Origin of the sequence: Lentibacillus songyuanensis (assembly GCF_039548255.1) — a bacterium.
Taxonomy (GTDB): domain Bacteria; phylum Bacillota; class Bacilli; order Bacillales; family Amphibacillaceae; genus Lentibacillus_C; species Lentibacillus_C songyuanensis.
Genome location: NZ_JBCLVH010000001.1, coordinates 140,517 through 154,900, shown reverse-complemented (window position 1 = coordinate 154,900; position 14,384 = coordinate 140,517). Strand labels below are relative to the sequence as shown.

The following is a 14,384-nucleotide window of genomic DNA, read 5'->3' as shown; positions in this document are numbered from 1 at the left end:
TTACTTTCCTAACGCAAAAGCCGCTTGTATTCTATCATACAAGCGGCTTTTAACATGTTTTTAGCGGAAAAGATCCAACAGCCGATCCCAAAAGCCTTTATCTTCTTCTTGATCTGTATCGTCCGTTGTATCGGGTTCTTCCGCTTCAATCGGGTCTGTTTTCAGGACGAACTGAACCACATCAATGTCTTTATTCTTATCCGACACAAAGGATACCGGATCAAAATCAGATGCGTCATATTCGTCCAGCATATCATCTACTTCTGACTGCATTTCATCCGGCATATCGCTCGTTTTGTCTTCGAGCTCTTTTGTTCCATCCTGTAGTTCTCCAGTGCCATCGTTAAGCGAATCGGTACCTTCTGCAAGGCCCTGGATCCCTGTATCAATGTCCTGGTAATTTGATGCCAAATCACTCACGCCATCGGTATACTTTACTAAACCTTGATGGAACGATTGATACTGGGAAGCAAATTCAGATAAACCGGACTGCAGATCATCCAATTCATCCAGTCCGTCCATATCGTTCAAGCCACTTTCAATTTCCGTTGCCATCGCATTCGCTTCATCGGCCATTTTTCGTATGGAAGCCGAAACGTCATCCAATGTCTCTGTCACCGCATCAAACGCTTCTTTCACTGCTTCGTACGTCCCTTTCGCTTTCTTCGCTGCTTTATAGGTATCTAATAATTGGTTAACCACTTCCTGATCGGCATCGCTTCCTAATAGTTTCTTGATTTGACTCTCGGAAATGTCATGATCAGGAATCTCACCTATTGCATGATCCAATTTTTTATAGGCCATAGCATAGTTATCATGCAATTCATCCAGTCCATCAGCCGATTGCTCTAACCCATTGGCCATCTCCCGGATACCATCAGGCAATTGGTTGAAATCACTCATGTCTGGTGCTTCATCTGGGGCACCTTGTACCGCTTTGCTCAATTGTTGAAAAGCATCACTCATTTGCGATGATCCATTAACAAGTTTACCGGACGACTGATCCAGCTGCTGGATGCCATTCAGGTAGCTGTCGGATCCATCACTTAGCTCCATGGCACCATCATTTAAATCTGAAATACCATTTTTTAAATCCCCAACACCGCTATTAATCGCTTTAATTGCATCGGCTAATGACTCTATATCACCTTTCATATCACCCAGATCCGGGTCATCCATCGGCATGGAAGCTGGTGTGGCCGAAATATCTATCGGATCCATCTCTACATCCGTTACATCAGCTGATACAATGAATGTTTCTTCCTTTTCCGGCAGAACGGTGAACGTCAGGTTCGTATCTTTACCGGATTTTGCTTTCGTTGCATCCGGTGCCTGAATCTTGTCAAAATGCACCGGATCCAATGTTAGCGAAATCTGCATCATATAGTTTTCAAAAAACGCAGGATCTGCATCCTTATTGCCGGAAGTTTTAATCTGAATTTCCAGCGGGCCATCTTTACCAGCCAATTTATCCGGGTTGATTTTTTTCCCGTCCAGTTTATAGGTAATATCGATATTCCACGGTAATGGCTGATTTTTCAAGGCACCCTGATAGTAAAAGTCCTTGTCACCTTTTTCTGTCTGGAAGCGGACTTTATCATCATCCGATTGATTGATATCCGTTAAATTACTCAAGTTGCGAACATCGGTATAATTTCCATGGTCTGTGATGGTACCAGGCTTCGTATCATGAAACGTATTTACCACATACATTTCCTTTAATGCGCCATTTGCCCCCAGGTTACCATAAATGGCTTCGTCCTTTGTGGAGAAATTACCGGTTTGCTCATCCTTGTTCGGATTATCCTTCGCAATTGCAGAAACAGGAAGTGAGCCAAATACCAAAACAGTCCCCATCATCACGGTTGCTAGTTGTTTCCATCGCATTGTATCACTCTTTCCCTTTATAAAAATTTGGTCTCCAGGTCGTTTTTTCAATCACCCGGTCAAATATAACAAGCAATGCCGGCAAGAAGAATACCACCAGCAAAAATGCCAGTAACGCACCGCGTCCGAGCAAGAGCCCGATGGACGAGACGATCGGATCGGATGATGTGCCCGACAAGATAAACCCGACACTGGAAAGAATCGATGCCGACACCCCAATGGAGAAAATCTTCTCATTAATCGTTTTCTTCACCGCATCAAAAGCACTCATTTCTTTGCGAAGCTGTGTATAGTTTTCCGTAAACAAAATGCCGTAATCGACGGTTGCTGCCAGCTGGACCGTGCTAATAATCAAATACCCGACATAAACAAGTGGTGTATCGGTCAAATACGGCATGGCCAGGTTAATCCATACCGACGTTTCGATCGTGAGCAGTAAAATCACCGGAAAAGAAATCGACCGGAATGTCACCAGCAGAACAATCGCAATGGAAATCACGGTCAGGGCATTGACGAGCGTATTGTCTTTTTCCACAATATCTTTCATATCATACATCGTTACGCTTTCCCCAAGCGCATGATAGTCATCACCATAATAACCAGCGGTAATATCTCTCACCTTGTCAACCAGGGCAAATGCCTCGTCCCCTTCTGTTTCGGTTGTCGTGTTTAACGTGATTCGACTGTAATGCTTGGAGAAAAAACTTTCGGTTTCCGATTCATCGAGGTACGCTGGCGGGATGCCTGACCCGACTGTATTCACGTACGATATCGTACTTTTCACCTGGTCAAGGTTATTCAGATCATGCACCAGTTCGTCCTCGCGCGCCAGATCTCCTTTTGGGACCAATAGAACCATCGGAGTAAATTTATCAAATACCGTTTCAATCGCCTTTTCATCCTGACCGGCACGGGTATTATCCGGATTCCCTCCCGTTCCATAAAGAAAATTCGTTTGTCCTTGCGCTAAAAAGGCCGGCACAATAAGAACCGCGATAAGTAACAAAACCGGAATCCGAAGCTTCATGATATATTTGCCAATAGGATATTTACTTGGCAGAAATGGTCTGTGCTTGGTTTTATCGATCCATTTATACAATATTAATGTAAGAGCCGGCAGGAAGATCATAACGCTGATAAAGCTGAGCAGAATCCCTTTTAACAGATTTAGTCCCAAATCCGCCCCGAGTTCAAACTTCATAAACATCAACGCAGTAAACCCGAAGATCGTCGTCGATGCACTCGCTGCTATAGCCGGGAACGACCGCTTCATTGCCAGCTTCATCGCTTCTCCCGGTGTCTGTGCTGTCTTGCGGTAATCGGTAAAACTATGAAGCAGGAATATGGCGTAGTCCAGTGACACCGCCAGCTGTAAAATTGGCGCAACTGCTTTGGTTACAAAAGAAACTTCACCTAAAAAGATGTTCGTTCCCATATTAATCAGTACCGATACACCTATGGCAATTAAGAAAAAAGCAGGCTCCAGCCATGACGTTGTAGACAGAACCAGAATGATAATGACTACAGGTACGAGAATGAGTGCAGCATTCATCGTCTCATCACCCGTCGATTGCTGCGAAATTGCCGTATCCAGGGCATCTCCCGACATGGCATTGTCCTTACCAATCAAATCATAGACTGCATCTGTCGCTTCCACTTCTTTTCCACTTTCAATTTCAAAGGAGAACAGCGCATTTCCATCTTTATAGTACGATTCAACCGTATCCTTGTTTTCCATTTCAATTGGTGTCGTAATGTCCATCACATCATCGAGCCACATGACACTAGAGACACCATCAATTGCCTCTAATTTATTCTTGTATGTTAGTGCTTCCTGAATGTCAACGTCCTTTACCATCACTCGTGTGTTGGCCACGTTATCATCAAATTCCTCGTCCATCACATCCTTGGACTTGATGGACGGTGCATCATTGGACAGATAATCGACCATATCAAAATTGGTTTTCACACCAAACTGCGCTGCCACACTAACCAAGGCAAGAACAATAAACGTAATGACAACCGATTTTTTATGCTTTAAGATAAATTCAGTCATTGCTGTCTTTTGTTCATCCTTTCTTGCTTCATGCATTCAAACACGATACCATTATAAACGACACCGTGTTGCAGAGACAACAAACAGTTTCTTTACATACGTATAAAAGACAACATATAACATGAATGTGTTGAAAAAATAAAGCAAACGAAGGTGACAATTATATGAACAAAAAACTCGACCGACGAAAGAAATATACCCGTATGGTGTTAAAAGACAGTTTAATGACGTTGCTAAAAACGAAGCAACTACCATCGATAACGGTGAAAGAAGTTTGTGAACAGGCAGATGTGAATCGTTCGACGTTCTATGCCCATTATCAGGATTTATTTGATTTAAGGGGGCAGATAGAAGAAGAAATAATCGCGGATTTAAACACCTATTTAAGTCAATGTGATCTCACAGAGGAGAAGGAGACCCTGCAATTGACCGAGAAACTCCTGGAGTATATTGCTTCGGATTACAACACTTTCCGGACACTCCTGAATGAAAATAATGATCCTTCATTTGAACGGCGCATCATGGATGTTGCACGAAGATTTTTGAAGCAAAACTGGGCCGAGCAGTACGGCTTTGATAGTGATGTATCCGCGTACGCTGGAACCTTTTTTATCGGTGGGGGGATTAACGTCATGAAATATTGGCTGGCAAACGACATGGATCAGCCGGCCGAAAAAATTGCCCGGCTGATTAACAGTGTCATGATTCAGAAGACGTCGGATAGTAAATAAAAAACAGTCCGGTATCTATCTGTTTAGGTGAGTTTACCTTATCAAGCACCGATTTAAAATGTACGCAGCAGCATACAGGATCCCCCGTTAAATCAGCATAAACGATATTATTTCTAAAAGAAACTACTTTTATCTCATGCTAGGAACGAATAACCGCTATATCTCTCAATATATGGTATTATATGAAATTTGTATGTAAATCGAATATACCGTAAAGTATTTTGTAATAGTGTATAAGAGAGGAATGGATGGTAATCATTATGTTGAAGAAATTTTATTTAATCGGTTTCATTGGTGTTATTGTTATGTTTTCAATTCTATTATCTGCTTGCGGAAACAGTACGGACAATAACTCCAAGAAAAATAAAAATGGTACCACTAAAACGGAACTCGGGCAAGAAAAGTTGACGATGCCCTATGTTTCCTGGGCGTCTACAGTCGCCGGGGTTAATGTCATGAAGGCCGTACTTGAAGATACAGGTTATAAAATTGATTTAAAACAGGTATCACCTGGAGTAGTATTCGCAAGTCTTGCCGATGGATCAGCAGATATTTCAGTTGGTACAGTTACACTTCCAACCACACACGCCGACTACTGGAATAAATACAAAGATCAATTGGAAGATCTCAGTGTATCCATGAAAAAAGAAGTTACAATCGGTTTAGTGGTTCCTTCTTATGTAAACATTGATTCCATTGAAGATTTGAAAAAGAATACGAATAATATTGGCGACAAACTGGATTGGACAATCACCGGAATTGACCCTGGCGCAGGACAAATGGAAATTACCGAGAATGAGGTAATGCCAAAATATGGGCTAAACAAATGGGATCTGCAATCCAGTTCCGATTCGGCAATGACGGCTGCACTTAAAAAAGCAATAGATGCACATGAACCTATAGTTGTAACACTTTGGGAACCACACTGGGCCTTCTTAAAATGGGATTTAAAATATTTAGATGATCCCGATAATCTATTTGGAGATCCGGACAGCTTACATGCGGTGTCTCGTCAAGGCCTGGAAAAAGATGCTCCCGCTGCAAATAGGATTTTAAAACAATTTCATTGGACAGCTAAAGATATGGGCGAGGTCATGGTTATGATCAATGATGGAATGGATCCTTACGAGGCCGGGAAAAAGTGGGTCAAAGATAACCCGGATAAAGTAAGCGAATGGACAAAAGGTGTGAAATAGATCTATTATTCACCGATTGTGCGGTACATGGAAGTGGTTGTACAGGGGCAGCTGTTTACAGACCTGAATGCCTCAAATTTACCTGTTGGTTAACATTACCGTACTAAACTTTTATAACCCATAATATGCAAAGAGGTAATTTCTTTTGAGCCTAATTTCTGCCTGTTTTTGGCGGTAAATTAGGCTTTTGTTTTTCAAAAATTGCACCTGTTACTTGCGGATCATTTGTTGTCTTAGTCTATAAGCGGGGGAGGTATGTATTCCAAAAAGGCAATTAGGAAGGCCCTGGAGACCCCAAAAAAGCTTAGTATCTAAGGCTTGTCCGCTGCAACGATTTATCTCATACTGAACTTTTTAATTTTCGTATGGAAGCACGGAAATTCACACTTCTAAATGCCAACGTACAGATTAATGTAAACAGAATATACGTCATACCAACGAGAAAAGAGCTGTGCAATGGGGGAATCCATTGTGTTAAAAACCCTGCTCCAATCATTGCAATGCCCATCGAGCTATTCTGAAACATGGATAAAGTACCGAATAAAAATCCTCTTTTAGAAGCAGGTAGTATCTTCATCAAGACCGTATCAAAGCATATGTCACTTATTCCACCGACAAAAGTTATTGCTATGGCAAGCAATAACGCTTGTACAAAAAATAATGATTGACTAAGTAATAGATGACCTACGCCTTCTAGTAGAATCATCAAAACCCCTATTGCTATATATTTTCCACGAATATACTTAACAATCGTTGAACTTAAGACAAACCCCATCCCTAGCGCTGCATAAATGAAACCAACTCCTAAATCTCCTTTATCAAAGATATCTAATGCAATTAAGTTAAATATGACATTATCAACACCATTTGCCAGTGGCATGAGCAGCATGACCATTAAGAATACGCGTAATAAAGCAACTCTTATGATAAGCAAGCTGCTTTCTTTCAATGAAGATTCTGCAACTTCAATTTTTCGACTCTTGGTAATATCACTTCTTGTTAAACGCCGTACTAGAACTGCCGCTAGCATAAGAAACATCGCATGGAAGAAAAATAAAACAGTACCATCAGATACAAAAGCGATGATACCTCCTAGCAGAGAGCCCGAAACAAGCGTTATACCAACAACATTCTGCTCTAAACCATTAACAGAAACTAAATTTTTCTTTTCAACGATATCAGGAATAATGGAAAATCGAACTGGTTTATATACTGCCTGTCCGCTAGCGATAACAAATGTACTAAGATACAGCAGGCCTAACTGTCCTGTAAATGCTGCCCAAATTGGAAGTAATGCGAATGGTGCTCTTAAAAGATCTGTCCAAAATAACAGCTTCGCCTTATCAAAACGATCAGCCAGGTATCCGCTAATAGGAGCGAATATAATTGTTGGTAAGACAAGCAGAGCCATAAGCATCCCTAGAGCAACCCCGGACTCAGTTAATAGATAAAGTAGCGCAAAGGAACCAACTTGAGCGAATCGTCCCCCAATACCATTCAACACCGAACTCCAAAATATAATTTGATATTTTGGTTCCTCTTTCAATATTTGAAAACTAAACAAACCAACCCCTCCAACAAAATAGACATGTATCTAATTAGATGTTCAAAAAATTGACCTGATTATACAGGCCACATTTCAACCGGGTTAAGTTCATAAATGCTATCCTGGCGATACATAAAGTGAGCCATTACAAATTCACGCCTAATCGTTGCGAAATCTTGATGATATTGCTGAATATGTTCATTGATTTCTTTTTCCGGATACGTTTTTCCGTGTTCTAGACCGCGCAACATATATTCTAAGAGAATTAGCTTCTTCTTTCTTTGTGCTGGCAACGTCTTTAATTTTCCATTACCATCTATAAAATTCCTAATAACATTTGATTTTTCTTCATCTGTTATCGTAAACTTTTCGAACATTCCTTCACCCCCGATTCGAGTAATCTCCAGCGCCATCCGTTCAAGTTTATCTTCGTTTAAATAAAAATAAATCGTATTCTTATCTCGCCGTTGATAAACAATATCAATCTCTTTTAATTTTGTTAAATGGTGCGAAATTGTCGGTGGCTTTAACCCTAACTTACCTGCAATTGCTTGACCATGAAGAGGCCCTACTTTCAATAAGCTAATAATGCGGATTCGAGTTTTATCTCCAATTGTTTTATGAAAATTAACCATTCGATCTAATTGCATAATAGTCCCCCCATCTAATTAGATTATAATCTAATTAGATGGGTTTGAAAACACTTTTGTTAAAAAATTATTTATTATTGCTTTTTATCAGAAGAAGAAAATCTCTTTTACACTTATTGCAGAAAAAAGACTGATTGTTTAACTAATTAAGCAACTTTCTATTAAAAAAATATATACGTAATGGTTAACAAAAACAACATAGCAACCACAAGAACTGTTGCTTCATAAGGCTAGTCAATAAAATGAAACTTCATTCAGTGGGGCTTTCGACGCACAGGACGTGACGGTGGTTTTAGCCTGCCCTAACTGCCCCACTGAGACAGGGCAACAAAGACTAAGAGCAAGAACGTCTGAGTTGCAACACCTTTGTGACCTGCATCGTGCAGGCCCGCACAGAATCGGCCCGTTGTCATGCAGTTCACCCTCACTTACTTTTTTGTTCCACCTCAAAATCTTGAAGTGGGGGTCTTACTGCACGTTAAGGCGGGATAAATGAATACTGCTTTGCCGCAAACACACCGGATTGTTCAAATGACCTACCTAAAAGCTGATACTCAAGACACACAACCGAATTAGATTGTTCTTACCTTAACTTTGCAGCGTTTGTTTTTTTCGTATGGAGAGCCATTTTCCATAAGTTCCGCAACGCCAAATCCATTCTAAGGGACCATACTTAAAAAATTTGAGCCACAATGACGAAGCAATGATCTGCGCTATCACCACAAGTGCACAAGTAATGGTTGCTATCGTGTACGAAGCCGCCCTATCCATTGGAATAAATAGTAATACGATAAGCAATATAATGGATTGACCAATGTAATTTGTAAACGCCATTCGTCCAAATGAATTCAATGGTAACAACAATTTTCCTACCAGGGGTTCAAGCAAAACAAGAAAACTAACATAAAAAACGGAAAAGAATGGTGCGAAAGTCAAGGCCAAGTCTGCGAAATCATAAAAAGAAATATTAGATTCTATTTGTGTTTCAGTTAACTTATGCCCTTCCATAAGGGTTACCAATCCGTTGTCAGGTGCTTTTTGCCAAAGAAAAACGATGATAATACTAGTTGCAATAAGTGAAAGAACAGCAACTGTCATCCACGCTTTCCGTTTTTCCTTGTACGTTTCAAATACACGATATTGCCCAAATGCCAAACCCAAAATCATTAACGGTAACGTGGTTAGCACTTTTACCCCCAAAAGACTTGCTATAATAATTCCAGCTATTCCTAATATTAAGTTGACCTGTTTTGGAGCCTTATCAAGGAAAAGAACAGGAATTCCCATAATTGCGTAAACCAACAAGGCTTCGCCAGGATTTATTAGGTGATGCATTATTCCCACTACTGCCAAGATCAACATACGCCGAATAAACAGGGCATATGGATGATCATTTTTTTCTTTAGCTCGTGATAAAAATATCCAAAGTCCTAAGCCAAACAAGAAGGAAAATATAGCGTAAAAGCGCCCTTCAATAAATATATATAAGAAGCGCTGAATCCAAATATCCCCTTGCGTTCCTGATAGGCTAAGGTTTGTGCTCCAAAGGGCAAGCACATTAACGAAAGGAAGCCCAATCAGGGCAAATCCTCGAATTAGATCAATAACATTAATTCTATCCGTATTTATGGTTGGTTTCATTCTTTTTTACCTCTCTCCTATAACTTCACGTATCGTTCTATTATAGGAAAAACACAAAAAAGTAACCATCGATTTTTCTTACAATCCATCTTAGAGTATTACGATTTTGTAATTTAAAGAATCAAAAAACCCAATATTGATGTTGCTGCGTATTCATAATTTTGGCTCATTCGTGCATTATCTCACATAGTTAGCGACCAATAAAGTCGTTTAAATCAATTAGCCCCACCACATGAATAAAACAAATAAAGACCAACAAGAGGTAAGCAGGCCGACAATGAAAAAGACGGAAATATATGCGCCGAATTTGTCCTTTTCAATTTTTTGTTTTTTATACTGAATATACGTTAAAACAAGAGAATTTAAAAACAAGAATATGCTTACTAATGTTAAAACTGTTAAATTATATATCGGGTCTAATTTAGTAAAATTTTCATGCAACAAGTAAGCAAAGTCCTGACCAAAAATCCCAAGTATAATCCCTAAAATTAAACTTCCAAATATGACAGCATTACTTTTTTTCACCAATGCATCCCCCTATTTTTTTAGCCTGCTCTTTTTCAGTTGATCTTCACTTATCTTTTTTCGTCCCACCTCAAAATCTTGAAGTGGGGGTCAACTGCCCGTTAAGACGGGATAAGTAACCACAATCCAAATGACAAACACATACTCCAAATACTTCTAAAAGCTTTCAACCAACCACCGAGTCATCCCGCTTGCTCCCGCTATAATCACGCATCAAGAAGTAAGCACAAATGTATAGTATCGCACACACAATGAAAACCATAACATCCGGTTTACGTATGAGTTCTATCGTCGTTTCATAGGTATAAGCATGGGAAATTTCACTAAAGCTAAGAATTGCCAGCACACCATTCACCAAGCCTAGGATGAAAGCAGATATAAGCAGTTTCTTGCGTTTAAGGGTCGTGATTTGATAAAAAAGGTACCAAATCGTACAAACAACGGCTAGCAGTACGACCAATAACGTAAGTACAACAATCGCATTCGATTCACGCCCCAGCCCGGAAAATACCAGCATGATATAGGCGAATGCGAGTATAATAAACGTATTCACCAAATTTGCAATGAAAAGGAAGATAGACCCGATTATTTCCCTTATCATACCAACCGCTCCCAATAAGTAATTAACCAAATTATAGCAAAATATGAACCATAGTCTCCCGAATATGCATAACTTTAAAAAAATGAGCAAAAGGTCTTACTGCTATGGAGTAAAAAGGAAAAAGAGGAAGCATGAAAGCTTCCTCTTCTAAAAGTTATTCATTTGGTGTTTTGCTGCTCTCGTTTGTTTCTTTTGCCGATTCTGCTTCGTTATCACTAATCAGTTCATTGGCTGAATGCTTGAATTCATGCAGTGTTTGTCCAGCTGCCTTTCCGATTTCTGGAAGTTTTTTCGGACCAAAAATAATCAGCGCCAACACGACAATCAGAATTAATCCAGGGATGCCAATATTGGTTAGTCCCATAAGGTCACCTCTTTTAATATTTCCTTGGGATCGTAGACATTTGTATTTTAACCAAATGAGTGTACCTTATTCCTAATCACCCCATCAAACAAGCAGGCCACCACCTTTATTCAAGTAGTGATCAATCCCTTCCGCTGCTCGGTAAGCAAAAGCCCCAACAGTCTCGGTAGGATTATAATTACTAAAATGAGGAAAGGAGGAGGCCCCCACCACAAATAAATTATCCATATCCCACATTTGGGAGAAATTGTTGACAGCCGATGTCTTTGGATTGTCCCCCATAATTGCTCCGCCAGCAAAGTGACCAGTGGTGTACGAACTATTAAAGGCAACATCATCTGGAATTTTATCCGGATCGACGGTGTCTGCTCCCATTTCTGCCATAATTTTTTTACATTTATCCACTGCATAGCGACTTATATTACGATCTTGGTCCATATATTTATACGTTACTCGCAATAGTGGATTACCAAGGAAATCCTTGTAGGTAGGGTCCAAATCTAAGTAATTATGTTGCCAGGGCATTGCCCCTGATAAGGCATTTACATAAAGGTTTCGATTCGTATAATACAGCGATTTATCCTTGAATTTCTTTCCCCACGATGGCGTTCCGTCCGGGACAAAATTGTATTCGATTGGTCGATTACCCGTTGTCTGGATCTGCACTTCAAACCCATGCAGGAAATCCAAATCCGTATGATCGATGTTGTCTCCGCTAAAATCATCGATTGTCGCTCCTAATGCCCCCGCTCCCATAAAATTATTGAACTTTTTCTCATCAAAGAACCCTCTGGCACCGAGATACGTTATATTATTAAAATGCCCAGTAAAGTTTTTTCCGATGGTCCCCGTACCTGTTTTTGGGTCATATGGCTGTCCAATATCAGATACTAACAATAAGCGGGTATTGGTGAAAACGAATCCGGCCAAGACCACAATATCAGCAGGTTGCTCATACTCCTGACCTGTGCTTATGTCAACGTACTGTACGCCAGTTGCACGTTTACCATTATGTAATACCCGTGTCACCATTGCTTCATTTCGCAGTTCATAATTTCCGGTTTTCTTTGCAGTTGCCAGAACCGTAATAATGGGATCTGATTTTGCCCCAAAGTCGCAACCATACGTTTCACAAAATGCACAGTACATACAAGCATTAATTGTCTCCCCATCCGGATTTTCATACGTTTCTGACAGATTAGCAGATGGAATATGATATGGATGGTAACCAAGATCTTTTGTAGCTTTTTTGAATAATTTAATTGCTGGGGTATCCTTCATCGGCGGAGTTGGGTATTTATCAGAGCGCTTTGGACCAATGGGATTTTCCTCTCCAGATATCCCGGCTGTTTTTTCATAGCGATCATAATATTTCTCTAATTCGTCATATGTGATGCCCCAATCCTGCAAGATCATCCCTTTAGGTATTTTCCCTATCCCATACCGATCTACCGTTTGACTATATATTTCAAAATCATAGGGCAAAAAGCGGAAGTTCACCCCGTTCCAGTGTACACCACCACCGCCTGTATCCGTGCCGAATAAGGCATTTTCATTGGTTCTAACAGGAAGTGCCTTTTGCTCTGCGCCATTTCTAGAGGTAATCGTTTCTTTGGTTAAATCCTGCATCATCTCATATCGTCTTGAATAGCGAAGTTCGTCTTTGGAGCCGATATAATCATCATGCTTTTTATCCACCCCACGCTCCAGTCCCACAACGTTGTATCCTTTTTTAGTGAGCTCGGCTGCGATAATGCCACCTGCCCAGCCAGAGCCAACAATCACTGCATCTACTTTGTTCATCTTTTTTGCCATTGTTTTTTCCTCCCATCTTCAAGAGGCTTGTTTTATGAATGCCCTTGATAATTGTTTAAACTAATTGGCTTCATCTTTGCAAATTCGTCTTTTTCAATAACACTGGTATAGGATGGCTGGGCACCTGGAAATTCCTTCATTTTCCATCCGAGCATATCCTTATTGCCTCCATACAATGGATCCGCATAAGCCCCTTCCAATGTGGATTGGCGCAGTAAAATGAAGAAGTTCTCTGCAGCCACTCCTTTCATTTGAACTTTTCCATTCTCAAAGTCCTGCAATATTTCAATTTGTTGATCTTCCTTCGCTTTATCAAAAGTCGTTTTAAACCGATCCTTGCTTTCTTGATTCATTTTCCGCAACCCTTCCACGAAAATATCCCTTCTCGTTAGCCGTGATTGGTTGCGCTGATTTTCAGTTGCTGTTTTTCTGTCTTGTCCCTGTGCCCCTTGTGGATTTGGCGGCGCCTCTTCGTCAGCATCCTTTGCCGCTTGGTTTCCTACTTGTTGGAACTTCATGAATGGACCCTGCCGGTAATCCTTGGCATTCAGGCCCCATGAACCCGCCAGTTGTTTATCAATAAAGTACGGTACCCCTAACTCAATTGCTCCTGGCCCATTATCATCCTTTGGATAAATGCACTCTGTTGCCGCTTCTAGTACAGCAAAGTCTTCCAAACGACTAAAAAACGTTCGCGCCCTTTGAAATGTTTCCGCATGTTCCTCTTTGGGTTTGGTATTTGGCTCTGTTTGCCATTGATTGGTGAAAAAACCACCAAGTAAGGAGCCGCCAACCACGCCCCCTGCAACCATACCAGTATTACGAATGAATCGCCGCCGACTTATCCCTTCCTCTTGATTCGCATGAGAGTCTTCCTCTGTTTTATCAGCTGACTTGTCTTTTGAATCCTTGTCTTTATCGGAATATTTATCTGTCACTTGGCCTTCCTCCCAACCTATATGTTTTTCTAACCTACGAATGATTGTTATCATTTTTATACTTTGTCATAAAGCCATGATTTATTCTGTAGAATGAAGATAGACCTCAAAGTTCAAAAAGGGATTAAATTTAAAGCAAGAAGGTGGAGGTGACAGTGTTTCCAGCAGGGCAGGCTTGCACAGTACGTGGGTTTTAGTAGAAGATCCTTATCCCAATGCATACGCAGGGAGAAACAAGCCAATAAAGGGAAACTTCATTCAGTGGCGGTTTTCGACGAAGGGACGTGGCGTTCCTAGTCTGCCCATTCTCCCACTGAATAGAGGAACAAAGGCTAAATTCTCAGGCATCTGAGTTGCAACGACTTTGTGACCCATCGTACAGGCTGAGAACGGAATCGGGCCTTTGTCATGCAGTTGACTCCCGCATATCATTT

At 40.6% G+C, this 14,384-nt stretch carries 12 protein-coding genes; 2 read left to right on the top strand and 10 right to left on the bottom strand.

Features of this window, described 5'->3' with window-relative positions; translation table 11 throughout:
- Positions 1–60: 60 nt before the first annotated feature.
- Positions 61–1,887 (bottom strand): YhgE/Pip domain-containing protein, encoded by a 1,827-nt coding sequence (locus WMZ97_RS00770; RefSeq protein ID WP_343270141.1) that lies wholly within the window; start codon positions 1,885–1,887, stop codon positions 61–63.
- Positions 1,888–1,891: 4 nt separating this feature from the next.
- Complete coding sequence (locus tag WMZ97_RS00765) at positions 1,892–3,979, bottom strand: efflux RND transporter permease subunit (RefSeq protein WP_405027636.1); 2,088 nt, start codon at positions 3,977–3,979, stop codon at positions 1,892–1,894.
- Between the two features lie 128 nt (positions 3,980–4,107).
- Between WMZ97_RS00765 and WMZ97_RS00760 the strand changes: the two genes are divergently transcribed.
- Both WMZ97_RS00760 and WMZ97_RS00755 read left to right on the top strand, forming a co-directional pair.
- Positions 4,108–4,674 (top strand): TetR-like C-terminal domain-containing protein, encoded by a 567-nt coding sequence (locus WMZ97_RS00760; protein ID WP_343270140.1) that lies wholly within the window; start codon positions 4,108–4,110, stop codon positions 4,672–4,674.
- 248 nt (positions 4,675–4,922) lie between these two features.
- Positions 4,923–5,870, top strand: coding sequence for a glycine betaine ABC transporter substrate-binding protein (locus WMZ97_RS00755; RefSeq protein ID WP_343270139.1), 948 nt, complete (start codon positions 4,923–4,925; stop codon positions 5,868–5,870).
- A 340-nt stretch (positions 5,871–6,210) separates the two neighbouring features.
- Here the strand turns inward: WMZ97_RS00755 and WMZ97_RS00750 are convergent, their stop codons facing one another.
- The 8 genes from WMZ97_RS00750 to WMZ97_RS00715 form a co-directional block, all read right to left on the bottom strand.
- Positions 6,211–7,434 (bottom strand): MFS transporter, encoded by a 1,224-nt coding sequence (locus WMZ97_RS00750; RefSeq protein ID WP_343270138.1) that lies wholly within the window; start codon positions 7,432–7,434, stop codon positions 6,211–6,213.
- Between the two features lie 59 nt (positions 7,435–7,493).
- Positions 7,494–8,066: a DUF2087 domain-containing protein gene (locus WMZ97_RS00745; protein ID WP_343270137.1), complete on the bottom strand. Its 573-nt coding sequence runs from the start codon at positions 8,064–8,066 to the stop codon at positions 7,494–7,496.
- A gap of 588 nt (positions 8,067–8,654) precedes the next feature.
- The gene (locus WMZ97_RS00740; protein WP_343270136.1) at positions 8,655–9,707 is read right to left on the bottom strand and encodes a DUF418 domain-containing protein; all 1,053 of its coding nucleotides are present in this window, start codon (positions 9,705–9,707) and stop codon (positions 8,655–8,657) included.
- A gap of 219 nt (positions 9,708–9,926) precedes the next feature.
- Positions 9,927–10,232, bottom strand: coding sequence for a hypothetical protein (locus WMZ97_RS00735; RefSeq protein WP_343270135.1), 306 nt, complete (start codon positions 10,230–10,232; stop codon positions 9,927–9,929).
- Positions 10,233–10,398: 166 nt separating this feature from the next.
- Positions 10,399–10,833 carry a hypothetical protein gene (locus WMZ97_RS00730; protein WP_343270134.1) on the bottom strand — a complete coding sequence of 145 codons (435 nt, stop codon included), beginning with the start codon at positions 10,831–10,833 and terminating at the stop codon, positions 10,399–10,401.
- Positions 10,834–10,987: 154 nt separating this feature from the next.
- Positions 10,988–11,197, bottom strand: coding sequence for a twin-arginine translocase TatA/TatE family subunit (locus WMZ97_RS00725; RefSeq protein ID WP_343270133.1), 210 nt, complete (start codon positions 11,195–11,197; stop codon positions 10,988–10,990).
- 84 nt (positions 11,198–11,281) lie between these two features.
- The gene (locus WMZ97_RS00720; protein ID WP_343270132.1) at positions 11,282–13,012 is read right to left on the bottom strand and encodes a GMC family oxidoreductase; all 1,731 of its coding nucleotides are present in this window, start codon (positions 13,010–13,012) and stop codon (positions 11,282–11,284) included.
- 32 nt (positions 13,013–13,044) lie between these two features.
- Entirely contained in the window at positions 13,045–13,950 is a 906-nt protein-coding gene (locus tag WMZ97_RS00715; RefSeq protein WP_343270131.1) for a gluconate 2-dehydrogenase subunit 3 family protein, read from the bottom strand.
- Positions 13,951–14,384: the final 434 nt, after the last annotated feature.